This window comes from Methylobacterium sp. Leaf111 (assembly GCF_001423285.1).
Classification (GTDB): domain Bacteria; phylum Pseudomonadota; class Alphaproteobacteria; order Rhizobiales; family Beijerinckiaceae; genus Methylobacterium.
Window position 1 is genome coordinate 66,871 of sequence record NZ_LMNE01000073.1, and the last position, 24,759, is coordinate 91,629.

Annotated in this window: 17 protein-coding genes, 1 tRNA gene and 6 pseudogenes; 13 read left to right on the plus strand and 11 right to left on the minus strand. The window is 65.6% G+C overall.

Annotation, left to right across the window (positions count from 1 at the left end; all coding sequences use genetic code 11):
* Positions 1-2: 2 nt before the first annotated feature.
* Positions 3-788, minus strand: a pseudogene (locus ASF41_RS21795) (cobalamin-binding protein).
* 6 nt (positions 789-794) lie between these two features.
* Positions 795-1,316 (minus strand): DedA family protein, encoded by a 522-nt coding sequence (locus ASF41_RS21800; RefSeq protein WP_056496987.1) that lies wholly within the window; start codon positions 1,314-1,316, stop codon positions 795-797.
* Positions 1,317-1,467: 151 nt separating this feature from the next.
* On the opposite strand from ASF41_RS21800, the gene pdxY reads away from it, so the two are divergent.
* From pdxY to ASF41_RS21815, 3 genes are read left to right on the plus strand one after another with little or no spacing between them, the layout of a single operon-like run.
* Complete coding sequence (pdxY, locus tag ASF41_RS21805) at positions 1,468-2,316, plus strand: pyridoxal kinase PdxY (protein ID WP_056496989.1); 849 nt, start codon at positions 1,468-1,470, stop codon at positions 2,314-2,316.
* A gap of 32 nt (positions 2,317-2,348) precedes the next feature.
* The gene (locus ASF41_RS21810; RefSeq protein ID WP_056496991.1) at positions 2,349-3,245 is read left to right on the plus strand and encodes a PhzF family phenazine biosynthesis protein; all 897 of its coding nucleotides are present in this window, start codon (positions 2,349-2,351) and stop codon (positions 3,243-3,245) included.
* The gene (locus ASF41_RS21815; RefSeq protein WP_056496994.1) at positions 3,238-3,954 is read left to right on the plus strand and encodes a hypothetical protein; all 717 of its coding nucleotides are present in this window, start codon (positions 3,238-3,240) and stop codon (positions 3,952-3,954) included. The genes ASF41_RS21810 and ASF41_RS21815 overlap by 8 nt, the downstream gene beginning before the upstream one ends.
* Here ASF41_RS21815 and ASF41_RS21820 read toward each other — a convergent pair.
* Both ASF41_RS21820 and ASF41_RS21825 read right to left on the minus strand, forming a co-directional pair.
* The gene (locus ASF41_RS21820) at positions 3,945-4,274 is read right to left on the minus strand and encodes a hypothetical protein (RefSeq protein WP_056213371.1); all 330 of its coding nucleotides are present in this window, start codon (positions 4,272-4,274) and stop codon (positions 3,945-3,947) included. The genes ASF41_RS21815 and ASF41_RS21820 overlap by 10 nt on opposite strands.
* A 165-nt stretch (positions 4,275-4,439) precedes the next feature.
* Complete coding sequence (locus ASF41_RS21825; RefSeq protein WP_056213373.1) at positions 4,440-4,925, minus strand: SRPBCC family protein; 486 nt, start codon at positions 4,923-4,925, stop codon at positions 4,440-4,442.
* Between the two features lie 561 nt (positions 4,926-5,486).
* Between ASF41_RS21825 and ASF41_RS21830 the strand changes: the two genes are divergently transcribed.
* The 3 genes and pseudogenes from ASF41_RS21830 to ASF41_RS25345 all read left to right on the plus strand — a co-directional run.
* Positions 5,487-7,064 carry a 2-isopropylmalate synthase gene (locus ASF41_RS21830; RefSeq protein WP_056496997.1) on the plus strand — a complete coding sequence of 526 codons (1,578 nt, stop codon included), beginning with the start codon at positions 5,487-5,489 and terminating at the stop codon, positions 7,062-7,064.
* A gap of 103 nt (positions 7,065-7,167) precedes the next feature.
* Positions 7,168-7,243: transfer RNA gene (locus ASF41_RS21835), tRNA-Lys, on the plus strand.
* 882 nt (positions 7,244-8,125) lie between these two features.
* Positions 8,126-8,407: pseudogene (locus ASF41_RS25345) on the plus strand (transposase); the annotation flags it as partial.
* 264 nt (positions 8,408-8,671) lie between these two features.
* On the opposite strand, the pseudogene ASF41_RS21840 reads toward ASF41_RS25345, so the two are convergent.
* Positions 8,672-9,715 (minus strand): annotated as a pseudogene (locus tag ASF41_RS21840) (IS110 family transposase).
* A gap of 141 nt (positions 9,716-9,856) precedes the next feature.
* On the opposite strand from ASF41_RS21840, the pseudogene ASF41_RS26735 reads away from it, so the two are divergent.
* The 4 genes and pseudogenes from ASF41_RS26735 to ASF41_RS25350 form a co-directional block, all read left to right on the plus strand.
* Positions 9,857-10,100: pseudogene (locus ASF41_RS26735) on the plus strand (IS3 family transposase); the annotation flags it as partial.
* Position 10,101: 1 nt separating this feature from the next.
* Positions 10,102-10,828 (plus strand): annotated as a pseudogene (locus ASF41_RS25825) (IS3 family transposase); the annotation flags it as partial.
* Between the two features lie 299 nt (positions 10,829-11,127).
* Positions 11,128-12,630 (plus strand): integrase family protein, encoded by a 1,503-nt coding sequence (locus ASF41_RS21850; RefSeq protein WP_056496999.1) that lies wholly within the window; start codon positions 11,128-11,130, stop codon positions 12,628-12,630.
* A gap of 48 nt (positions 12,631-12,678) precedes the next feature.
* The gene (locus ASF41_RS25350) at positions 12,679-13,050 is read left to right on the plus strand and encodes a hypothetical protein (RefSeq protein WP_156653435.1); all 372 of its coding nucleotides are present in this window, start codon (positions 12,679-12,681) and stop codon (positions 13,048-13,050) included.
* 228 nt (positions 13,051-13,278) lie between these two features.
* On the opposite strand, the gene ASF41_RS25355 is transcribed toward ASF41_RS25350, so the two are convergent.
* Complete coding sequence (locus ASF41_RS25355) at positions 13,279-13,827, minus strand: hypothetical protein (protein ID WP_156653436.1); 549 nt, start codon at positions 13,825-13,827, stop codon at positions 13,279-13,281.
* 728 nt (positions 13,828-14,555) lie between these two features.
* Here ASF41_RS25355 and ASF41_RS21855 point away from each other — a divergent pair.
* Positions 14,556-15,020: a hypothetical protein gene (locus ASF41_RS21855; RefSeq protein ID WP_156653437.1), complete on the plus strand. Its 465-nt coding sequence runs from the start codon at positions 14,556-14,558 to the stop codon at positions 15,018-15,020.
* A 158-nt stretch (positions 15,021-15,178) separates the two neighbouring features.
* Positions 15,179-18,511, plus strand: coding sequence for a PIN domain-containing protein (locus tag ASF41_RS21860; protein ID WP_056497005.1), 3,333 nt, complete (start codon positions 15,179-15,181; stop codon positions 18,509-18,511).
* A 169-nt stretch (positions 18,512-18,680) separates the two neighbouring features.
* On the opposite strand, the gene xerC is transcribed toward ASF41_RS21860, so the two are convergent.
* From xerC to ASF41_RS26500, 5 genes are all read right to left on the minus strand, one after another.
* On the minus strand, positions 18,681-19,847 hold the full coding sequence (gene xerC, locus ASF41_RS21865; protein WP_056497008.1) for a tyrosine recombinase XerC: 1,167 nt from the start codon (positions 19,845-19,847) through the stop codon (positions 18,681-18,683).
* Between the two features lies 1 nt (position 19,848).
* Entirely contained in the window at positions 19,849-20,256 is a 408-nt protein-coding gene (locus tag ASF41_RS21870; RefSeq protein ID WP_056497011.1) for a hypothetical protein, read from the minus strand.
* Positions 20,257-21,169: 913 nt separating this feature from the next.
* Complete coding sequence (locus ASF41_RS21875; RefSeq protein WP_056497014.1) at positions 21,170-21,385, minus strand: hypothetical protein; 216 nt, start codon at positions 21,383-21,385, stop codon at positions 21,170-21,172.
* 188 nt (positions 21,386-21,573) lie between these two features.
* Positions 21,574-23,547: an AAA family ATPase gene (locus ASF41_RS21880; RefSeq protein WP_056497017.1), complete on the minus strand. Its 1,974-nt coding sequence runs from the start codon at positions 23,545-23,547 to the stop codon at positions 21,574-21,576.
* Positions 23,548-23,592: 45 nt separating this feature from the next.
* Positions 23,593-23,724 carry a hypothetical protein gene (locus ASF41_RS26500; RefSeq protein WP_280138167.1) on the minus strand — a complete coding sequence of 44 codons (132 nt, stop codon included), beginning with the start codon at positions 23,722-23,724 and terminating at the stop codon, positions 23,593-23,595.
* A 654-nt stretch (positions 23,725-24,378) separates the two neighbouring features.
* Here ASF41_RS26500 and ASF41_RS24465 point away from each other — a divergent pair.
* Positions 24,379-24,540, plus strand: a pseudogene (locus ASF41_RS24465) (cation transporter); the annotation flags it as partial.
* Between the last annotated feature and the right edge of the window lie 219 nt (positions 24,541-24,759).

Genomic DNA, 24,759 nt, shown 5'->3' on the forward strand with positions numbered 1-24,759 from the left:
GTTCAGCCCACGTCCCGCAGGGCGGCCCGGATCGCGTCGAAGCCGTCCGTGAGGGCGGCGGGCCCCGGCTGGAGGATCAGCGGCGACTTGATCTCGTGGATGCGCCCGGCGGCCACCGCCGGGATGACGTCCTATCCCGGACGGGTACGGATGTGCGCGCGATTCACGCGCTTGCCACACCAGGAGGCGAGGATCACGTCGGGCCGCGCCGCGATCACGGCCTCCGGGCTCACGATCCGGTCCCGGGCCGCCGCCTGGCGACTCTGTTCTGGGAAAACGTCGTCGCCGCCGGCCGCCGTGATGAGGTCCGAGACCCAGCCGATGCCCGAGATCATCGGCGCGTCCCATTCTTCGAAATAGACGCGCGGACGCGGCCGGCCGACGCTTTCCGCGGCGGCGGCTGCGATCCGGTCGGCCAGCCGCGTCGCCAGGACCTCGGCCTCGGCCGGTACGCCGGTCAGGGCGCCCACCGTCCGGATCATCGCCAGGCAGCCGGCCAGGTCGCGCTGGTTGAACAGGTGTACGGCGATGCCGGCCCGGGCGAGGTCGGCCACGATTTCGGCCTGCAGATCGGAGAAGGCCAGGACGAGATCGGGAGCGAGGGCCAGGATCTTGGGCAGGTCGGCGCTGGTGAAGGCCGAGACCCGGGGCTTCTCCCGCCGGACCCGGGCCGGGCGCACCGCGTAGCCCGAGACCCCGACGATGCGGTCCTCCTGGCCGAGGAGGTAGAGCGTCTCGACGGTCTCCTCCGTCAGGCAGACGATGCGCTCGGGCGGAAACCGGCGCACAGCGCCTCAGCCCTTCAGGTAGCCGAGGAGCCCCGCCCCCGGCGCCAGCATGAGGAAGGCCCAGGCCAGGGCCGAGGTCACGTTGGCGATCTGGAACGGCAGGCGCTTCACCCCGAACACGCCCGCGACCAGCGGCACCACGGCCCGGGCCGGCCCGATGAAGCGCCCGATCAGGATGCCGCCGGCCCCCCACTTTCGGCAGAATCCCTCGGCCCGTGCGACGATGGCGGGATAGCGCCGCATCGGCCACATCTGCTTCGCGCCGTCCTTGTAGTAGTGCCCGAACTCATAGGAGACCCAGTCGCCCAGCGCCGCCCCGAGGGCCCCGGCGAGCATCACCGGCCAGAACGGGATGCCGATCGACCCCATCAGCGCCCCGATGCCGAGGAGCAGGAAGGTGGCGGGTACCAGCAGCGACAGGAAGGCCAGGGACTCGCAGAACGCGAGCACGCCGACGATGAGCGGCGTCCAGCCCTGGTTCGCCTCGACGAAGGCGAGGGTGCTGGTGCGGATCGATTCGAAGTCCATGGGGCTCGCTTGAGGTTCGGCGCCTTCCTGTGACCGAGGGCGCGGATCGGGGCAGGCGCGTGGCGCGCCGGTGGGGGTGCGTCGAGAGGGAGAACCGGGTTAAGGGCTGGCGTTAGAACGTCTCGGCCGCGGGATTTCGGGAGTTTCCGGCATGAACATCCTCTCGATCCAGTCGCATGTCGCCTTCGGTCACGTGGGAAACGCCTCGGCGGTGTTTCCGATGCAGCGCCTCGGCGTCGAGGTCTGGCCGATCCACACGGTGCAGTTCTCCAACCACACCGGTTACGGCGCCTGGCGCGGCCGGGTCTTCGACGGACCGGCGATCGAGGATCTCGTCGCCGGCATCGCCGAGCGCGGCGTGCTCGGGACCTGCGATGGCGTACTCTCGGGCTACATGGGCTCGGCCGACATCGGGACCGCCATCGTGCGGGCCGTGGCCGCGGTGCGGGCGCTGAATCCGCAGGCCCTCTACGCCTGCGACCCCGTGATGGGCGACACCGACCGCGGCATCTACGTGCGCCCCGGCATCCCCGAATTCCTGCGCGAGCAGGCGGTGCCGGCGGCCGACATCGTCACTCCGAATCAGTTCGAGCTGAACCACCTCTCGGGCCTGCCCACCGGCACCCTCGCGCAGGCCAAGCGCGCGGTGGCCTCGGTCCAGGCGTTGGGGGCCCGCGTCGTCCTCGTGACCTCGCTGATCACCGACGATACGCCGGACGACGCCATCGACCTCCTGGCGGGGGAGGGCGGCCAGTTCTGGCGCCTGCGCACGCCGCGCCTTCACCTCGACGTGAATGGCGCGGGCGACGCCATCGCGGCTCTGTTCCTGGTGCACTACGCCCGGACGTGCTCGGCCGCGCTGGCCCTGGGTATGGCCGGCGCCTCGGTCTACGGTCTCCTGCGCCGCACGGCCGAGGCGGGCTCACGCGAGATCCTCACGGTGGCGGCGCAGGACGAGTTCGTCACGCCGAGCGAGACGTTTCCGGTGGACACCGTCTAAGGTTGATTCTCAGAGAGCCTGGAGACCCCGCCATGCCCCGCCGCTTCGTGACCCTCGACGTGTTCACCGACACGGCGCTGACCGGCAATCCCCTGGCCGTCGTGCTCGATGCCGAGGACCTCGACACCGCCGCGATGCAGGCCCTGGCCGCCGAGTTCAATCTGTCCGAGACGGTGTTCGTTCTCCCGCCCGAGACACCCCGGCACCGCGCCCGGATGCGCATCTTCACGCCCACGTCCGAACTGCCCTTCGCCGGGCACCCCACCCTCGGCACCGCCATCCTCCTTGCCCTGCGCGACCAGCGGGCAGGGCTCACCGACGCGATGGCCTTCGGGCTCGAGGCCGCCCTCGGAACCCTGGCCTGCGTGGTCGAGCCCGGGGAGGGGCGCGGTACCGGGCGCTTCAAGATGCCGGGGCTCCCGGAATATCTGGGGGAGGGACCCGAGACGAACCTGGTCGCGGCCGCCCTGGGCCTGGAGCCAGGTGAGATCGGCTTCGCCCGCCACGTCCCGAGCCGGCACCGGACCGGCCCTTCCTTCCTGTTCGTGCCACTCGCCAGCCGAGCGGCCCTCGACCGGGCTCGCGTCGTGCCGGCAGCCCTCGATGATCTCGGCACTCCGGCCGCGCTCTACTGCTACACCCTCGACCCCGAAGAGGTCGGCCACCGCTATCAGGCCCGGATGTTCGCGCCCCATCTCGGCGTGCCGGAAGACCCGGCCACCGGCTCGGCCGCAGCGGCCTTCGCCGGAGTGATGATGCAGTTCGAGCCCCTGGGCGGCGGGGAGCACGACATCGTCCTGCGCCAAGGCGTCGCCATGGGCCGACCGAGCACGATCGGGGTCCAACTCGTCGTCGAGGCCGGTGCCCTGCGCTCCGTGGAGATCAGCGGGGCGGCGGTGCTGATGAGTGAGGGCACCCTGCTTGTCTGACGGTTTCACGCTGACGCCGCTTCGGCACATCGAGGCCCGACTGGTCCCTTCCGACTGGTCCTGGGCCCGCGACCATGCCGGGGCGATCGCCGAGACCTGGGCGCGGCGACGCACCGAGCGGCCGGACCTGTTCGACGGACGGGTGCTCCTTGCCCGCGACTGCCGCATCGATGGATCGACCTGCGTGATCGACCTGTTCGAGGTCGCGTATTCTCAGTTCCTCGCCTTCCGCCTGGCCGGCTCCCCGGATCCGGCGGTGACCAACGCCTTCGCGGCGGTGGTGCCGTGGAGCGCCGACGGCGCGGCCCTCTTGGGCATCATGGGCGGACACACAGCCAATGCCGGGCAGATCTACTTCGCCTGCGGAACCCCGGATCGAACCGACACCCGCGAGGGCGGTCGCGTCGATCTCGCCGGCAGCGCCGGGCGGGAGTTCCTGGAGGAAACGGGTCTTGCCCTTCCGGCCGATGCGCCGGACGCGTGGGTTTTGGTCTCGGGCCAGAGCCAGCACGCCTTCCTGCTCCCGGTCCGCTTTGCGGAAACGGCCGAGGTGCTGCATGGCCGGATGGAGGCACACCGCCAAAGCGAGGCCGCGCCAGAACTCGCCGGCTTCGCCATCGCGCGCGGGCTGGACGACCTCGACGCCGTTCGGATGCCCGGCTTCGTGCGCGCCTATCTCACCGACGCCTTCGCGGGCGCTCAGCGGTAGCCGTAGCGTGCCTTGGCGGCGCCGAGCAGACTGAGGGCCTCACGCTCGCGGCCGCCCGCGCAGGCATCGGCGGCGTGGCGCAGGTCGGCCCCGAAGCGCTCGCCGACGGGCGGGTTTAGGTTGCCGGTAGCGACATCGCTCTCGACCACCGCCTGGGTGCGGGCGATGGACGGGCCGCAGCCGGTGCCCTGTGGCAGGGGCGCGGCGACCACGGGGGCTGCGGCGACGGCGACCGCGGGGGGCGCCGAGGCGGTCGGCTTGCAGGCGCCGAGCAGGGCGGCGGAGAGAAGGACGGCGACGGCGAGGCTGACCCGGGACACGGCGGCTCCTGACGGTACCCGTGCCGAGACACGGCACAGCTTGATCCGGGCCGGTTTTGCGCCGAGCGCTCTGGCTGGTCAATCGGGCGCGGGTCCGAATGAACCTGCAGGCGAGGGCAGCCTCGGTGAGCCGCCCTCGGTCTTGGTCCGCTTACTTCGATCCGCTTACTTGGACTTGTCGGCGATAGCCTTCAGGCCGGAATCGTAGATGCCGGAGATCGCATCGATTGCCACCGCATCCGGCGCGCCCTTCGCCTTGAAGCTGCCGGTCCAGTTCACGGTCGAGCCCGAGCCCTTGGGCATCACCGAGAGGGTCGAGGAATAGTCGCTCACCGGCAACGGACCGGAAACGATGGCATAGGTGTAGCTCATGGCCTTGTCGTCGCGCTTGGTCTGCGACTCGACGATGGTGCCGCCACCCTTCAGGCTCAGGGTTCGCAAAGCCTTGCCGCCGTCCTGCGACAGCACGCATTTCTCGATGGCCGGATGCCACTGACCGATGCCGCAGAAATCGCCGATCGTCGCCCAGACCTTGGCGGGAGGGGCGGCGACATCGATGGTCTTGGCAGCATCCAGCGCCAGCGCCGGCGCCGCTCCGGCGATCAGGGCGAGGGCAGGCAGGGCCAGGGTGCGCGACAGCATCCGCGACATAATGGGGATTCCTTCCAGATTTTTTCTTGCGTGGACGGACTGATTTCGCCGCCGAATCGTATTCGATCCACCAGCGAAGCTAGGCGGAGCAGACCGCACGGCAATGCATCCGGCCGAAACGATTGCGAATTCCATCGAGACCTTGTGGGGAACTGGGCTCTGAGACCGAATTCCTCCCTGTCCGGCGGTCGCGCGCATTGCTGGCGGGCGCGGCGCTGAAACTTGTCAAGCGGGCCCTCAGCGGCTAGGTAAACCGCCTTCGCAAGCGTTCGCGCACCGCCGCGGTGCGCCCTTGCCTCTCGGGAGAGACGAGCCTTGGCCAGCGCCGGCTCCACGCGCAGCACGACCGACGCCGCCTTCGCGGCCGTCCGGTCGCGCGCGTCTCTCGCCGCCCTGCTCCTCCTTATCCGCCCCTGAGGGCCGTCCGGGCGCGTGCGCCTGGGCTCTCAGGGGAGTGCAGTTTTCTAAGGTCGGCGCCCGTCCACCGGCGCTTGCCCGGACCCCTCGATTTCCCGATGCCGCGTCCCCGGTTCTGGACCGCGTTCCGACAGGATACCCAGCATGACGACCTCCCCGACTCCGGCGCCCGAAGCCCGCGCGAAGGACCGCGTTCTCATCTTCGACACCACCCTGCGCGACGGCGAGCAGTGCCCCGGTGCCACCATGACCCTCGACGAGAAGCTCGCGGTCGCCGAACTCCTCGACACCATGGGCGTCGACATCATTGAGGCGGGTTTCCCCATCGCGTCGAACGGCGATTTCGCGGCGGTCTCCGAGATCGCCCGGCGCGTCAAGCGCGCCACCGTCGCGGGTCTCGCCCGCGCGATTCCCGCCGACATCGCCCGGGCCGGCGAGGCGGTGCGCCAGGCCAGGCGCGGCCGTATCCACACCTTCGTGTCGACCTCGCCGATCCACCTCGCGCACCAGATGCGCAAGTCCGAGGATGAGGTGGTGGAGATCATCCTGAAGACGGTGTCCCAGGCCCGCGACCTCGTCGAGGACGTGGAATGGTCGGCCATGGACGCCACCCGCACGCCGATCGACTATCTCTGCCGCTGCGTCGAGGCGGCGATCCGTTCGGGCGCCACCACCATCAACCTGCCCGACACCGTGGGCTACGCCACACCGGACGAGTACCGCCGGATGTTCCAGGACGTCCGGAACCGGGTGCCGAACGCCGACAAAGCGATCTTCTCGGTGCATTGCCACGACGATCTGGGTCTCGCCATCGCCAATTCCCTGGCTGGCATCGAGGGCGGCGCGCGGCAGGTGGAGTGCACCATCAACGGCATCGGCGAGCGGGCCGGCAACGCTGCTTTGGAGGAGATCGTCATGGCGATCCGTACCCGCGGCGACGTCATGCCCTTTGAGACCGGCATCGAGACCACGATGCTCACCCGCGCCTCGAAGCTCGTTAGCCATGCGACGAACTTTCCCGTGCAGTACAACAAGGCGATTGTCGGTCGGAACGCCTTCGCGCACGAGAGCGGCATCCACCAGGACGGTATGCTCAAGCACACGGAGACCTACGAGATCATGACTCCAGCCTCGGTCGGCGTTGCCAAGACCTCGCTCGTCATGGGCAAGCATTCGGGCCGGGCCGCCTTCCGCGCGAAGCTGGACGAACTCGGCCTCGTGCTGAGCAACAACCAGATGCAGGACGTATTCGAGCGCTTCAAGGCATTGGCCGACCGCAAGAAGCACGTCTACGACGAGGACATCGAGGCCCTGGTCGACGAGAACCTCGCCACGGCGCATGACCGGATCCGCCTCGTCTCCCTGTCGGTGATCGCGGGCACCCGCGGCCCGCAGCGGGCGACCCTGAAGCTCGATATCGCAGGCCGGATGGTCACCGAGGAGGCCGTCGGAAACGGCCCGGTCGACGCCGTGTTCAACGCGATTCAGGCTCTCGTGCCGCATCAGGCCGACCTCGAACTCTATCAGGTCCACGCGGTCACCGAGGGCACGGATGCTCAGGCCGAGGTCTCGGTGCGCCTCAAGAGCGGCGAGCGCAGTGTGACCGCCCGCGGCGCCGACCCCGACACCCTGGTCGCTTCGGCCCGTGCCTACCTCTCGGCCCTCAACAAGCTCGAAGCCTGGGCGGAGCGCCTGCATGCCCAGAGCCCAGCCGCGGTTTAGCCGAGAAAATAACGCCCCGGGGGTGGACACCCCCCGGGGCGTTTGCTATCAGCCCCCTCGTCGCGGCGGACTTGGTGGGCCGCAGCGATCGCCGCAAGGCGTTGGGTGCATAGCTCAGTTGGTAGAGCAGCTGACTCTTAATCAGCGGGTCCAAGGTTCGAACCCTTGTGCACCCACCAAACATATTAATCACTTAGGTGATTTAGCAGCCCAGCAGTTTGAGGCGTGGGTTGCAGTTGAGCTGCAGTTCCTTTTTCTGATTATACCTGACGGGCTGAAGAGCTGTCTTCTTCATGTGCTGTCGCTAAAGCTACGTGGAAATCGCGGGCGCGAGCTTCCATCATGACCAACCGGTGTGTTGCTGCATCGTTGAAGCGGTCCACTGGAACATCGAACAACTGATAGACAGCCTCCGTCAATCGGCGCCGATGTGCATATGGGGGCTCGCTGAGGCCCGGTGCTTCACGGTCGATCCCGTCCATGCTGACGGCCCTGTCTATGCCGCCTTCCAAGCCCCACCGCGCGGCGGTCGTACAGTAGGGTGATAATGTATTGCAGTGGAGGTCGCTTGCCGCGCTGCCCTGATTCCGGCGAGTGGGGTCGGACAGAAGCGCCACCACAAAGTCCATAACACCCAAGGGTGTTCGTGGCGTCCCTACCAGTCTCTCAAGAGGGAAGCTGACTGCGCCTACCGAGATAAGAACAGGTCTATCCGGCATGTCTATGCCTCGCCTTGCACTGCGAGGGCATAAGCCTGTCACGATCGTGCTGCGCTGTCTCGCCCGTATTGCAGGACCGCGGTCACTACCCGCTTGTGGCGCGTAATGCCACCGAAGGCCGAGCGGTCTACCCCGCAAGCATCGCAGACATCGGACAAAAGCGATCCGCTTTCCAGGTCTCCGATGACGCGCTCCAGGGCACCCTCCAGCGACCAAGCCACCGCCTTAACGCTGACGGCGGAGACGGGCCGGCCGGCGGCATCCTTGGCGATGCCCTTGGCCTGCCTCCTGAAAAGTGGTCCTCCCTGAGGTATGGCTTCGAGCCATGTGGAGGATGTTGTCATGGGACGGAAGAAGCACACGGCTGAAGAGATTGTCGCCAAGCTGCGCCAAGTTGATGTTCTGGTCTCGCAAGGTCGCAAGGTCGCCGAAGCAGTCCGCTTCATTGAGGTGACTGAGGTCACGTATTACCGCTGGCGCTCCAAATATGGCGGCCTGAAGGGTGACCAGGTCAAGCGGCTGAAGTCCCTGGAGACAGAAAACCAGCGCCTTCGTCGGGCGATCTCCGACCTGACTTTGGAGAAGCTCATCTTGAAGGAGGCAGCTTCGGGAAACTTTTCTTCTCTATTCGGGGTTCATCGGTCAACTCCCTTTCGTGCGCATCCTGGTTCGGCGCGTGAACGGTCCTGTGGAGCTCTTGCTTCTCTCCGAGGTCGACGTGGGCCGCCTCATGATGGGATCAGAGGGAGTGAGTGGAGCGGTTCTCAAGCCGCGCGCTCGGCAGAACCGACGCTCGAGTTTCCTCGGTCTCACCCGCTCCCGTCGTCCCCACAGGGACCTCCTCCACGCCGGAGGAGCTCGGTGTTACGTTATGCTGGTGTGCGGGCCTCAGGCCGCCGTAGCGGTCGCGACCGACCAGCGGAAGTCCGTCTCGTCGCGCCACATGCGGTGCAGCACAATCGCCAGCTTGCGGGCGACGGCCACGAGCGCCTTCTGCATGCCCCGCCGCTTGGCCACCGCCAGTCCCCAGACCTTCAGCGAGGACCACCGGCCGCGCGGGCTGGTTAGCAGCACGAGCGCGGCCTCATACAGCGCGGCACGCATCATCGTGTCCCCGCACTTCGAGATCCGTCCGATCCGCATCGTCTCGCCGGACTGGTAGAGCCGCGGCGTCAGACCGTAATGTGCCCCAACGCATTGCGAGCGCCCGAACCGAGCCGGATTGTCGACGCAGGTGCGTTAGGTCAACGCCACGATCGGCCCGACGCCAGGCGCGGTCATCAGCCGCCGGCAGATCGGATCGGTACGGACCTGGTCCAGCAGCATCTTGTGCAGCTTGGCGAGCTGGGTCCGCAGCGCGGAGCGTGCCTCTAGCAGCGGCAGGACCACGGCCGCGACGAACGGCAGATCGAGCACGAGGTCGCGCACGCGCTGCTCGAACCCGGCAGCCCCCACGACGCCGACCTTGAGGCCGAAGTTGCGCAACTGGCCGCGTAGGTCGCTCTCGATGTCGTAGGCCTTGCGCTGCAGGAGCTTGCGCGAGGTCAGGAGCAGGCGGCGTTGCTGGCTGGCCGGCGTCTTGACGTGAACCGGCTTGAACAGGCCGACCCGCATCATCTGGGCGATGCCCATGGCGTCATTGCGGTCGGTCTTGTTGATGCGCGCCGAGAGGGCAGCGTGCATGTGACGGGTCTCAACGCAGATCGCCGGGAGCCCTGCCTCGACCAGGCCGGCGTAGAGCCAAGGCGAGAGCGGCCCCGCCTCCAGGCCGACACGCCCGTAGCTGTGTCCGAGGTCGCTGAGATGCCGGCTGATAACCTCGGGATGGCTCTCGACCGTGGCGCGGTGCACGACCTTGCCGTGGGGATCGACGATGCAGATCGCGGTCTCCTTCACGGAGACATCGAGGCCGACGTGGTGCTGCTGGTCCATGGCAGGGCTCCGAGGTTGGTTCAGAGCACCATCATGCCGCTTCCACCGCGCGACGCACCCCGAATACCCCATCTGAGCCCGGCTCGCCGCCGGGCGTGTGTCGACTACGTCGTTGCCGAGCATGGCGTATCGGAACGCTTTGCCTGCCGTGTCCTGGGCCAGCATCGTTCGACCCAACGCAAGGCCGCCGTGGTGGTCGAGGATGAAGCTGCTCTGACGGCCGCGATCATCGCATTGGCCGTCCAGTACGGGCGCGACAGTTACCGTCGGATCACGGCCTTGCTCCGGCGTGACGGCTGGACGGTGAACGTGAAGCGCGTCGAACGGATCTGGCGCCGCGAGGGGCTCAAAGTTCCGGCTCGCCAGCCGAAGCGGGCACGCCTTTNCGTCCAGTACGGGCGCGACAGTTACCGTCGGATCACGGCCTTGCTCCGGCGTGACGGCTGGACGGTGAACGTGAAGCGCGTCGAACGGATCTGGCGCCGTGAAGGGCTCAAGGTCCCGGCTCGCCAACCAAAGCGGGCACGCCTTTGGCTCAACGACGGCTCCTGCCTGCGACTACGGCCCGAGCGGCCTGACCAGGTCTGGTCCTACGACTTCGTCGAGCGCCGGACGCACAATGGGCGCCAGTACCGGATGCTGAACGTCATCGATGAGTTCACCCGCGAGTGCCTGGCCATCCGGGTCGCCCGTAAGCTCAAGGCGCTGGACGTGATCGACGTGCTCTCGGATCTGTTCAGTTTGCGCGGCGTGCCCGGTCATATCCGCTTGGACAACGGGCCGGAGTTCATCGCCAAGGCCGTACAGGACTGGATCGCGGCGGTGGGATCGACGACCGCCTACATCGAACCGGGCAGTCCGTGGGAGAACGGGTATTGCGAGAGCTTCAACGCGAAGCTGCGCGATGAACTTCTCGACTGCGAGGTGTTCTATACCCTGAAGGAAGCCAGCGTCGTGGTCGAGCAATGGCGGCGGCACGACAACAGCATCCGACCGCACTCGTCGCTCGGCTACCACCCGCCTGCACCGGAGGCCGTCATGTGGCCAACGGAACCGAGCAGCTCAGCGCCGCTCGCACAACTCGCCATCGTCACGCGACCGACGATGCACTAACTTCGAACCTGGGCCACCGAATGGGGGCAGACCAGGAACGTGGGGAACGCGAGATCAGCGGTAGAGGGTTAGAACTGCTGATGCTTCAACGAGTTAATTGGAGCGGGCGATCGGGATCGAACCGACGACATTCAGCTTGGGAAGCTATTGCGGTCATGGTTAGCAGCCGCTAAATCCGATGAGCGGAAAAACGTAAGCACCTGTTTTAAAACAACTTTTTTCTGTTGGTTCCATCCTTCTCAGGCTTGCTCGGCCTCTACACCCGTGTTGTATCCCGGTTGTATCCGAAGGAGGACGACGTGGGCAAGACGACGGGCAGGGGCAGCTACACCCGCGAGAAGGTCCGGATGACGGCGGCGACGGTCGATCGGGCCGCGGCGATGATCCAGGACGGTGCACTCACCGGACGGGGCGCCGAGATACTCGATACCGCCACCCCCGGCCTGACCCTTCGTGTCACCCGCGCCGCCGGGACGTGGTACCTGCGGCACCGGAAGGCGACGATCCGCCTGGGATCGATCGAGACCCTGAACCTCCCGGCCGCCCGCGCGGCCGCCATCAAGGTTCGCGGTGACGTGGAACTCGGCATCGACCCGAAGCCCGACGTCGCCATGTTCGAACGGATCGTCGTTCGTGGAGACAGCCTCGCCCATGCCGTCGACGTGGCGTTTCCGGAATACCTGGAGGAGCAGTCGGACGAGGACCGCCGTCGCCGTGGTCCGTGGGAGGTGAGGGACCTCGTCGACGAGTTCATGACGGCGAAGGCCCCCAAGCTGAAGCCCTCTTACGTGCCGCTATACGAGCGGTACCTGCGCTACGAGGAACTCGACCCTATCGCCCGCACCCCGGTGGCTAACTTGACGCTGGCGCAGCTTGAATCGGCTCGCGACAGGATCATCGAGGCCCATGCCGTCTCGGCCGCCGCCCGCACCGTGGCGCAGATGAAGGAGGCCCTCACCTGGGCGAAGAAGAACCACGCCACGAAGGCCGGTTTCAAGCAGGGGGCGCATTCCTGGTGGAAGGAGGAATGGAACATCGAATACAGCGCGGGCACGCGGACGCATGAGCCGACTGTGGCGGAGATCGCCCGGACCTTGGTTCTCGCCGAACGACACCGGTCCCTCGCGAATACCGAGCAGCAGACCGGTGTCGGCATGTTGGCGGCCCTGTGGGCGGTGGCCCTGACCGCCCAGCGCACCGGGGCCCTGACGCAACTTCGCCGGGATGGTGTCATCCCTTGGGAAGGCCATCCCGGCTGGCAGGTCTGGACATGGACGGCAAAGATGATGAAGGGCGGCAAGGCCGGCGGGCGTCCGCACGGCCTTCCGATCCCGCCCGCCGCCGTCGAGGCCATGTCGAGGTTCGAGACCGATCCAGACTCCGAATGGATGTTCCCGAGCCGGGCGGGTGGCAAGCGCGTCACGCCGGTCGGGCTGAACCAGCTCTTCTATCGCCTGCAGGGCAAGATGAAGGCCGGGAAGGGCGGGGCCATGACCGAGCGAGCCGGCGGCAACCTGCTGCATGCGAACGATATACGAACGTGGACGCCGCACGATACGCGCCGCACGATCGCTTCGTTCCTGCTCGACGAGGAACTCGGAGGCGTTGGTTCGGCGATCCTGGCGCACAGCCGGGGCAAGAACGAGCCCGAGGAGGCCAAGATCGAGGACATAACCCGACGGGTGTACGCGAATGCCCAGCGCCTGCCGCTGAAGGCCAAGGGAATGGAGATCTGGGTCGACCGTTTGCTTGCGGCGTACGAACGCGAACGGGCAGCGATGGATCGCGTCAAGGTTTACTGAAGGAGGTCGGGACTAGCTTGCCGCCTGGACCAACCCACAGGCTTGCCAATGCCCCGTACCCCCGCCGAGATCGGCAACCGTGTTTTCGCACGTTTGACTTCCGATGATCGGGAGCACCTTGCCCGCGCCATGGCGGCGGCAGCTCTTTCGGGACGGACCGGCGAGGAAAACACCCTATGCGGCGATCTGGGCAACGCCGGACTATGCGTGCCCGTCGGCGCGGGTAAGCCCGTCACCGAGCAGGCGATGCGCGACATGTGCCGGGTGCTGGAGGAGGCACGCCGGTCTCCGCACACGGTCGGTGACGATTGGATCTGTCTCCTGAAGGATGCTTTCGGGCACGCGAATAGAGAGCGGCTTGTAGCTCTCTTCGCGGCGGCAGCCGAACCGATCGCATCAGTTCCCAAATTGATGGAATGAGTGCGAACCGCGCCTATAATTGGCAACACGCCAGATGAACGATGCCCGTTGGGGAGTATCTTCAGGAAGTCATCGGGCTCGCCCCCTTACGTGGACCATCGACGCGGGCGATCGTCTGCAAGCAGCGGATGAGATCGAATGACGCCTTCATACGTCTCTTGATGACAACTAACTAAACCATTCATTCAAGCTCCAATAGAGCCTGACTGCCATTTTTATACAAAGACCCTAGCCCCGCTTATTGCGAATATCGCTGTAAGCGACAATGTTATATGAAACCCAGCGATTTTGGATACGTTTTATTTTCTCTTGACGCTGCAGGGCCGCTGTAGCTGTTCGCGATGGCCCCAATGTAAACCCACCTTTTTTCATAAGATCCTGGAACATGGTCCCGGTAAGGCCTTTCACGCCTGCATCGGATATCAGTTTCAAGGCATGGTCCATTGCCCCAACAACACCGGGCGCTTGTGGTATGTCGATTGTCGCGGGGACAAGGTTGGATTTCAATGACGCTATCTCACCCCTAATTTCAGATATTGCGTCGCCATACTTATCTAGAGCTTCGACAAATGGTGTGATGTCAATTGTTTTATCATCAGTCGGTCTTAGCGGCTTTCCGCGGATAATCTTAGGTTCAGGGGTCTTATTTCTATTATTGATATAGTTATTCATTGCGTCTGAGACTAAGCTACTGAAGGTTCGGCCTTCCTCAAAAGCAATTATCTTAAATGTTTTATGTATTTCCGGTGAAATGTAGATTGTCACCTGCTTCGCCATAGCCGCACACCTGTTTGTCTCAGATGACGGCAGTTTTGACCTTAAAATGTTACGGACGTCATAACGGCAGTCAAGACGTCAAGCAGTCAAAACTGCCGTTATGACATCATTTGTAGGATCAAATTCTTTCCGGGTTCCACCGGATGAATTTTAGGCCCGAGCTGAACGTCATTGAGAAAAGTTTGGGACTTAGCATTCCAAAGCCTGCATCTGTATGCAGCTAAGGGCCTACCTGTGCCTTCGATGCCTATGCCGAGGAAGGTTGTGAAACGTCAGATTACTGAGCTATTTCAATGCGTTGAGGTGCTGGAGGTGGGGTGCCACTCAGCAGCCTTATTATAGGTTACGCCCGATTGGCGTTTCATCCCTTAAATAATGAAAGCCTTATATTTCAACGCTCTAGCGTTCAAAATCGGGAGCGGTTTGAGGATCGGCCAGTCCGGGGCAATCCGTGCCCTGCCGATCTCTTCCGATCCCCTTTACACCTGACCAAATCTAGCATGATCCGGCCCATACCTGAAGAGGCTGCCGAGAGAGCTATCGATTAACGGCTCGCCCAACGAACCCGATGCATATTGGCCGGGCCAACGGCTGGGAAGGCACAAGCGGTCACGGGCGGCGGCATCACTACGACGTGTGGAATGACCACCGATAAGACATGGCCGGGACTATCCCCCACGGAGGTTCGTGCCTACTTTGTTCTCAGCTGCCAGGATGGATCGGACCCGATGCCGCTTGACCCTTCGTTGTTGAATGCGGCCCTGATCGCGGGTGGTGCGCTCGTCGCCGACGCGACCGTGAAGGAGATGACCAAGGACGCCTATCAGGCCCTCAAGGCCAAGGCATGCGAGCTTTTCGGGCGCCGGGCGGTGAAGGCGACGGAGAAGCTGGAGGCTTCCGAGACCCGGGACGAGGGCAAGGCCGAGCTGGCGCTTGTCATTCCCGACCTTCGGTCCGACGAGGCCGAGGAGATCCAGCCGGTCCTGCAGGCCTTCCTGGATGCGATGCGTCAGGATGAGCCAGCCCGTGAGGGCCTCGCGCATGCACGGATCGCACTGAACCTGGACGTCGGCGGCAACGTGCTGATCGACAACGTGCAGGATGCCCGGGAGATCGGCATCCGGTCCCGCTCCGAGGGCGACTTCACCTTCACCAACGTCAGGATGGATCCGGGTACCCGCTCGGGAAACTGATTGGCGCGCCGTGGGACCCGAGCGGCGCGCCGAACAAAACCCCCGACCCAATCGTCCATAGTACCGCGATCAATTCGCGATCCGGACGCGATTCCTTTTTCAACCTGCCCGGCAGCACGCAGCATTACGGGCTATCGGACCCCCACCTCATCGCCGAGTTGGTCGCCGAGAAAATCCTGCTCGGTGCCCCGACCGGGCTGACGACGCTCGCCCCGAGCGACGGCCCGCCATCGCCGAAGCCCTTCGAGGAATGGCTCGACCGGCAGATCGATCGCCTGCGTGATCGGGCTTCCGCGATCGATCCGAAGGCTGCCCTCCAGGGTTTCGAAGAGCTGCTGAAGGAGCTGCCGGAGGGCTCCAGCGGCGCGATCCGGTTTCGCGTGAAGGCGAACATCGGACATCGCTACCTTGCCCTCGACGACGGCGAGAACGCCGGCAAATGGCTCCTGGAGGCATTCGAGGAAGCACCGACCGACCCTCGTGCGATCGCAAATCGGGCCCTCGCCCATTTCGTGCGAGGAGAGACCCGGATCGCCTACGATTACGGCGTCGCGGAGCTTCTGCTGGATCCGACGAACAAGACCCTCGCGTCGTATCTCCCGCAGTTCGCCGTCCTGCTCCCCGAGATCGAGCGGCCGCTGGCGGACATCCCTGCCGAGATCAGGGATTGCGAGGAAGTCGCCATCGGCGAGATCGCCTTCCATCGCGGGCGGGACGCCCGACCCGTCTGGTGGGAGCTGGCCCGTCGCGGGATGGACCTTTTTCCGAAATCCAAGGCCATGGCGTTCGTGCGGGCGCTCGCCGATCTCGATGAGGTCTGCCGCGACGAACGGGTCCAGCGGACGCACCTGCCCACGGCGGAGCAGCGTCGGCGGCTGAGGTCGAGCGCCGAGGTGTTGGACGCCCATTGGATGGCCAGGCAGGCAAGCCTGGGAAGCCGCTTCGAGGATGGCGTACAGGCGCTCGTAGGAGCCATGGTCGCCCACCACATCCTCTGGGATGCGGGCAAGGCGATCGAGCGTGCCACGCGGATCGCCGATGCGGGCCTGTCGGAGCACGACGTGCTGCTGAACGCGGTCGTCGTCGCCCTATCGATCGGTGACGTTAAGCTCGGTCGTCGCCTGATCGACCTGCGGCCGAACGATCCCGATCTCGCCTTCCACGCCGGCTATCTCGACTTGCAGGACGGGCGATGGGACCTCGCCGCCGAACGCTTCGCCCATGCCAACGTGCCCGACTTCGAGCGTTCCGTCGTCGATGCCGTCTGCCTCTTGGCAAAGGTGCGGGCCCGGTCCGCCGATGCCCTTCCCCTCGATGAGATCATGCTGGCGTTCCCGGCCAGCCCGAGGGCGCTCGTGATGATCTCCCGCGTCGCGACGCAGGTCGGCGAGGTGGAGATCGCCAAGGCCGCATTCGGGAATGCCCTCGGGTGCGTGAACGACGATACGCACATGGCAGGCCGCCTTATGGTGGCGAGCCTGGCCGTCGACATCGGGACGCCCTCCGACGTGATCCGGCTGCTCGACGGGCACCTCCCCGGGCGGGGCTACGAGCGGGAGAACGCCTGGCTCGCCGTCGCCCATGCCAACGAGCGGCCCCATCGTCCGCGGAACCTGCGTTTCTTCGAGACGCTGCCGCCCGAGCTCCGCGCGTCGCACGAGATGGCCCGGGCCCACGCCAGCATCCTGCTCGACCTCGACAGGATACCCGAGGCGCTGACCCTGTTGCGACGCCTTCGGCTGGACGAGGAGGGCGATACCTACGTCACGCTGCGGCTCGTCGATGCGATGCGGCGCTCCGGCCAGGAGAAAGCGGCCCGCAGGCTGCTACGTTCGATGCCCCTCGACAGGATGAAGGGCTCTCCGGAACACGCGATGATGCTGGTCCAGGAGGTCGCCGCCGCCGGCAATCGGGAGGCCGCCTACGCCGCCGGCTACGACCTCGTCAGGAAGCATCCGGATCTGCCGGATATCGCGCTGGGCTACGTCGGCCTCGGGCTGATGAGGGACGGAGGTCCCGGGTTCCGCATGAGGAAGGCCGGGCCGGGTGCCTTCATCGTCCTCGAAGGACCGGCGGGCTCAAGCCGATCCTTCGCCATCGACGACGGGACGGAGTTCTTCGGCATCCCGGTGGAGCCGGTGGGAAGCCCCCTTGCAAGGCTGATAGCCGGTAAGGCCCGCGGCGAGACCTTCGAGATCCCGAAGATGGGAGCCGACCCCGAGACCTGGAAAGTGGCATCGGTGCACGGGAAGTACCTCCAGCTCCACCACCGGATCATGGAGGAGTTCGAGATCCGGTATCCCGGCGTGCCGGGGCTCTCGCGCTTCACGATGGGGGACGGCGACGTATCGGAGGCGCTGGCCCTCGTCCGAAGGTCGGCCGAGCAGAATGCCCGTACCGCCCGGTTCTACATCGACCAGCATATGCCGTTGGCAATCGTGGCGCGCTTCCTCGGCGGCGATCCGGTCGGGTTCGCCCAATACGTACGGACGCTCGGTGCCGAGATCGCGACCTGTACGGGCTCGGGGCAAGAGAGGGAGGCGGCATGCGCGTCGGTGCTGGGTGCGCGCGGTCGCGGGGCGGTCCTGGATCCGTACACCGCCTGGATCGCCGCCGAGATGGGCCTGCTGCCGGCGTTGAAGGACTGGTTCGGCACGCTCCACGCACCCCGCTCGTGCATCCGGATGATCGAGCGCATGATCGAGAAGCAGCGCCAGGGCATCGGGCGGCGCCAGATGACGATGGCCTGGCACGAGGGGCAGTTCTATCGGGACGAGATCAACGATGATTTCCTCCACTCCCAGATCGCCGTCCTGGAGGCGGGCCGGGACAAGATCGTCGCGGCCTGCGAGATCCATTCCGTCCTGGTGCCGGACGCCACGTCCGACCTTACGGACGCGATCCTGGAAATGGCGGGATCGAGCATGCTCGACGCGGCCTTCCTTGCCGTGGGGCATGGCATTCCCCTGCTCTCGGATGACGCGCACTATCGGTCCTGGGCCGCCGCGGCGACGGGATGCGAGGGCATCTGGCTTCAGGCGGCCCTGGCGATGGCAAGGGAAACCGACGCCCTCGCGAACGCAGACTATGGATCGGCCCTCGTCGGCCTGGCCGCGCGACGGCATTCATTCGTGTCGCTCACGGGCAATGCCCTTCACGAGATCTACCGTGGGGATGACCATCCGCTGGATCGCCTCAGGGTGGTGGCCAGGTACGTGGGCGGAAGCGAGGCCGACATGGTCTCGCACTTCCGGGTCGTCATCGATTTCCTGTCGTTGATCTGGGACCGCGACGATGGCACGCCCGTCCTGAAGAGGATGGCGGCGACGGGCCTTGTCTTCGAAGCCTTCCTTAACGGGAGGAAGGACGACTGGATCGACTGGTTGCGACGCCTCATCTTTTACGCACCCCGGACGTTCGCCTTCCGGAGGTACCTTCGGGATTGGCTGAAGGGTCATTTCATCGCGGTGGAGCGTCTGGCCGACCTATAGCAGCGTGACCCCACCAACATGCTCGATGCGGTCGCGTCCGGGTCGAGGCATCAAAGTGGCGGACGAACCTGTCACGGAAGTCGCCGTGAGGATCCCTCGAATCGAAAAGGGCCGCCCGATCGGGCGGCCCTTTCCTTTCATTATGTCGCCCACGTGGGGCGGGCCATCGTCAGTCGGCCAGGCAGAGGTGCTCGTCCTCGTCTTCCTCCTCCGCATCCTCGGCGACCACGGCATGGTTCGCCACCGCCTTCGCCAGCATCGCCACGTAGCTCGCCTCGGCCTGGTCCATGCGGGTGAGGACGTCGGTCGGGGTGATATGCACGTAGTGCTTCTGCGTGATCGCCACGTTGGCATGGCCGAGGAACTTCGAGACCGCGTAGATGTCACCCGTTGCCCGATACATGCGGGCCCCGGCCGTCCTGCGCAGGTCGTGGATCGTGAGATCCTCGATCCGAAGCTTTTTCGTCGTGGCCCTGAAGCGGTACGCGAAGCCGTTCGCCGTGATCGGACGACGGATGGCCACACCTTCCTCCCGGGCTTCGTAGGTAAACACGAACTCCGGATGGAGGCCGCGATTGCGGACGAGGATGTCCCGGATGGCCTGCGTCATGCGGAGCTCGTGGAACTTACCCCCCTTCACGCACACCCGGATCGCATTTTCCTCCATGTGCACGTCCCTCCACCGGAGGAGCGCGCTGCCGCGGCGCAGGCCGGTCCTCAGCATGAACCGCACGAGATCGGCGTAGTCGCCGATCGCCGGGACGAGCGCGACCTCCTCGCCGAACGAGAGCTCACGCTTCCGCGCGAACACCTGGGGATGGAACAGTCCCCACTTCGGCATGGACGGCAGCCTGACCCCCAGGACCGTCATGGCGTAGTTCATGATGGCGGAGGCCGGACGGATGACGCCGTTGACGACGGTTCCCTCGGCGACCAGCCCGCTTCCCTGGCGACCCCAGCGGGTCATCAGCCGACGCTTCTCGACCAGGCGTCCGATCATGGCGTTGCTGATCGTCGAGAGGAGCGTCTCCGGCCCGATGTTGTCCACGAGCCAGTCGATGTCCTTCTCGCGGTACGAGGACCGCCCGCCCTTGGACTTGCTACCGAGGTACTTGTCCGCGGCATCCAGGAAGACGATGTCACCTCCCGGTACGAGTTCCTCGGCCGCCTTGGCGGCGTTACGGATCTCGGCCGCCTTCCACCGCTTGGAGAAGGCGATCGCGTCCTGCTTGTTGCTGCAACCGGTCGACTTGTTGAAGCGCTTCCCGGCGACCGAGAAGCTGCAGTAGTAGTTGGATGAGTTCTTCGGCTTCCAGACGCCGTGATTTTGGGCCATGTCAGATTTCCTTCATCTTCCTGATGCGTGCGTTGCGGCGTTCGGCGTAGGTCGGGTTGGCGCCCAGCGGGACCGGGCGTTCGAAGAGCTTGGGCTTGGCGAAGGCCACGGCGATGACCGCATCGGTCCTGCGACGGCGGACGAAGCCGTCCAGGTCGTCATCCAGGACACGCAGGTCCCGACGTTCGTCGCCGCGACCGACGTTCACGGCCACCAGGCTGCCGTCGTCGATGTGCGCCTGGACCTGGCGTAGGGAGATGCCGAGCTTCTCGGCCACGTCCGGCAGGCGGTAGGCGATGCCGAAGCGCAGCTCGATCCGGGCCTCGTAGCCCTTGGTGCCGATCCCTTCGGCGGGCATGGTTCCCCCATCGTGCGCCTCGATGAGGTCGCGCGTCCTGTAGGCAGACATTGGGTGCATTCCTTCGGTTGGCCCCTCGGGGCGCGGGTTCAGGGAGGCCTGTCGGGTCGCTTCGCTCGTCCCGTCAGGCTCCGTCGTCTCGGACCGCGGCCGGACGGCCGCCTTCCATTTCTCGCCTCGGGTTCACCGAGGACCAGGATTGTCCACCGCCGACATGCGTCGGCCGGCCTCGCCCCGGATTGACCCGGATTCCTCGTCTCCCTATGTTCGACCTCGGTTGGCCTCGGGATGTCCGAGGCGGGTTGACATCGATGGGACGGCGTCGCTTCGCAACGTCCGCCGCTCCCATCACGCATCCAGACCAACGAGTTCCGTCGGCTCGCGCCGGCGGCGCTTCTGTTTTGCGGTCCTAAGATCCGATCATCGGTCGATCACACCTCCTAGCTTTTGCTGTCGTTCGTTTCCGCGACACCAGTTGTTCGGCGCCGCCCCATTTCCATGACTTGAACGCCCCTTCCCTGTCGAGTCGGTCTCGTCCAGGGTGCGAACAGGGCCGTAGACCCTATTAAGACCTTGTGAGATAACGCTTTTTTGGGTCTTTAGTTGATGTCTCTATAATCCTATTATCGTTGCGAATTCCTATTTCGATGCCATGTTCGTCCTCGTGCCATGGGGGCGGAAAAAAAGCGGCCTTCGGCTAGAGTCATGGAATCGCTGATAGAATCAAATTCCTATTTAAGCCGTCGCGGCTTTACTTGCATTGGAAAGCATAGCCTTAGTATATCGGGAGTCGCTGGTTCGAAACCGGGCTGGTTATCCACAGATCCGATGCCTTTTGTTCGATTTCTTTGCTTGAGACCCGTTTTTCGCCATCGATGCCGCCATCAAGTCGTCCCCTCCGTCTCGCCTCGCTCGATCGAAGGGCCGATGGCCGATCTCGGCAGCATGCCCACATGGCCTCCCCTCAGGGGTTTCCCGGAAACGGAACGACGACGCCGGCCCCGTCGATGGCCTTGACGATCTGGCGCCGTCGTCGGAGCGCACGCCGCTCGGCCTCGACCAGGACCTCTGCGGCGATCGCAAGCCGAGCCCGTTCGACGGCCGCGCCGTACACGTCGGCGCCCAGTTCGCGCTGGATCTCGGCGAGGCTGCCCAGGAGGGCGAGTACACTCTCATCCATGGTGGGCTCCCGTATCGTGACCGATCGAATGGCGACGCTTCCCAATGCGGGTGTGCTCCGCAACGGGATGCGCGGGTTCTCCGGGGCGTAGGGCACGCGATCGCGGACGATCGTGGCTCCCGCGAAACCGAAAGGCGGATAAGGTCCGCGAACTGGCACGGGCTGGCCCGCCCCGTCCGCCATCGCGATCAGCGGTCATGAGAGCCTCCCGCATTCGCCTCGCCCTGGGACGCCGCGCATCGGGCGATGATCGCCCTGACCTGGTCACCGGAGACGACCCGATCGGCTAGGAGAAGTTCGGCGATGGCCTGGACGGGGGCCCGGTGCGCCCGCACGAAATCCTGTGCGATGGCAAAGAGCCTTTGCAGGTCGCGCTCGACGGTCGCTTGCAGGCCCGGGCTCCTTTGGAGCATGTCCATCGCGTTCGCGCTGGTCGAGACGAAGGTCAGGCGGGTGCCGAGGCCATACGAGGTATGCGCCGTGGCGAGCAGGCGGGTGGCCGTCGCGAGGTCAGAGCCGTGCTCGCCGCCGGCGCCGGTGTTGGCCGAGCCCGTCAGGGCGTCCTGCGCACGTCCTGCGAGCGCGACGACGACCTGGTCGTCGAGCTCGCGGCGGGTCAGCATCATGCCTTGCGTCAGCTTGGCCCTCGTCATGCCCGCGGCGGACCCTTGCGTGCCGATGGAGACCTCGCGGACCTGACCGGCTCCAAGCACCTCGACTGCGCAGGCGTGAGCTGCCTCATGGCGAGCGAAGACATGCAGCTCGTGCTCGGTGAAGGCGTCGCTGGGCGCGATGCGCTCGACCAGGTCGGCCATCCGCATGGGCCGTCCGGCCGCGCGGGCCGCCCGGCGTGCGTCGGCGACCCATGCCACGGTTTCCGCCCCGGACATGCCCACGCCGAGCCGTGCGACCCCCATCAGGTCCGCGTCGGGGAGGTCCTCTGCAAGGTGTTGGCGAAGGATGCCTGCCAGACCCTCGGCGTCGGGTGGGAAGATCCTGATGACCGGATGGAGGCGTCCCGGCCGGACCAGAGCCGGATCGAGCTTGTCCCCGTGGTTGGTCGCGCCGATCACGATGATGCGCGACGTCGGTCCGGACGTGGTCGAGTCCAGGGCCAACAGGATGCCGTTGACGATCGGCGTCCACCAGTCCCGGCCATGGTCGGACAGGGTCGCGCGGTTCGGGAGGGCGTCGAGCTCGTCGAGGAACAGGATCGAGGGGGCCTGCGCGGCGGCCAGGGCAATGACCCGGGTCGCTTCCTTCATGACCCCGTCGAGGTGCCCGTTCGAGCCGGTGAACCAGCCGCTGACCGACGTAGCGACGAGGGGGAGCTTGGCGCTCCGGGCGATGCTTCTCACCAGGGAGGTCTTGCCCAACCCCGGGGCACTGTCGAAGCAGCAATTCCGGGAAATCTCGGACCAGTTGAGCCGCCCTGCACGCCATTCGTCGAGATCGTGCACGAGGGCCGTGGCCCAGACATGAGCCTTCCCATAGCCCTTGAGCTCGCTGAGGAGCGGTGCTTCGGGCATTCCAGTGTCTCGCTGCCCGCCAGCCTTCGAGGCCGAGGCGGCGACGAGCCGACGGACGCATTCTCCGGGCGTGGAGCCACGACGGATCGCGGCGGAGATCTCGCCGATGTCGAGGCCGTCCGAGACGTTGCCTGGGAGCTTGCGCGGCGGCCGTCCGGTCGCTTCCCGGATCGCCCTGGCGACCATTCGGTTGGTTGGGTGGTTGAGCTTGATCCGGATGTCGGCCGACGCCAGGAGCGCCGACGGCAGGTAGAGTTCGGGTGCCTGCGAGATGCCGAGGACCCGCTCGCCGAAGGCGAGGCAGGCCGAGGTCTTGTCGTTTCCGACCGCTGGATTGTCGGTAGTCTTCGAAAGACCGGTTCGCGTGAAGCAGTGGGCGAACTTAGCTAGATCACGGACCATGATCTCGACGTCGGCGGCCCAGGCGGGTCCCGGGATCTCGACGATGAGGGCGCAGGCGCCGTCCCGGTTGAGCCTGCGCAGGTCGGCTGGACGCAGGGCCGCCTTGATGGCGGCTTCGGTCAAGACCTCCTGGGGAGGCCGGTATCCTTCGAGGCGGGCTAATGCCGTGGCGCTGCGGGGATCGTCCTCGGGGAATTCGAGGAAGTCGTCGGCGCGCGTTTGCTTGGCCATAGGGCTGCTCCCATGCGGGGCAGCCGGCCGCGAATGCGCGCGCCGTCAGGCCCCGGGACTGATGTTCCGAAATGTTTTCGCGAGGCGGCGCGCGTCGGCGAGGCCGACAACCGCCGCATTCCGGCTGAGCGGCCGGTTCGCGAATTTTCGGAAGGTCCACGGGGCGGTCATCTTCATCACCATTTATCGGCCCCGCAGCCCTTGAGGACCGTCGAGGCGTTTCCGGAACGCCTTCGAGGCGCGTGAGAACAAATAAGGAATCCAGGAGCGGCACGTCAAGGAATCGAGCTGAATTCAACTGAATTCAAGTCGCCTGCCGAACCTTGCGGTGAACAACGGGGATTGAAGATTCACCAGGCATCACCTTGGCAAGGGCGGGGGTGACGCCGTTCGTCCTGCCGCAAAACAGCATCGGCCACCGGTATCTCCCGGCATCCGGCGAGACGTTGCGGACCGAACCATGACACACCGGCAACCTCGCCCGGCCGCAAGAACGAACCGGTCTCGCAGCTTGCTATCCTGGCATCCCGATCCACGATCTCGTCGGGTCGCCGGTTTTCGCGATCCGGATTTCGGGCATCCATGGCGACAAGGTCGGCGCCGCGGATCTGTTAAGTCTTACAGATGCAACAGTATCAGCGATTACGTCTCATCTGTGAGACGTAATCAGGATGTGGCTACGCCCCTACGGCATTCTTTGCGGGAAGGTGTGGAAACCTGGATGCGTGAAGGCACGGGATTCAAAATGGCCTCGGCCGGATCGGCGCAAGCTCAATGGCCGTTCCCGGATCACCCGATCAGCACACGGCCCGATCGTCCCGCGCCTGGAATGCCGTACTCGGAGTCTGGGGCTCCTCCAGCGCCTGGCCGGACCTCCCGGCCGCCGCGGTGATGGCGGGCATCCTCCTGACGTCGTCCGTCGAGATCCTACGTCAGGCATGGGCCGAGCACCGTGAGGGCGCCGTCGCGACGCACCCAGTGCCGGTCGAGTGAGACCACCCCGGTGAATGGCCGGCCTCGGCCTCGTGCTGGGGGGCATCAACCCCGTGATCTCCCCGGATTCAAAGGGATGATGAAGGGCGGTTGCGCGGCCATGCCATTATCCGCGTGCCGGGCCGCCATCGAGGATCGTCCCCCCGAGCAACCTTTGCGCACGATCCGACATCGCAAGAACTTCGTTGCCAAATATTCCCGACTTTTACCGGGAGCATT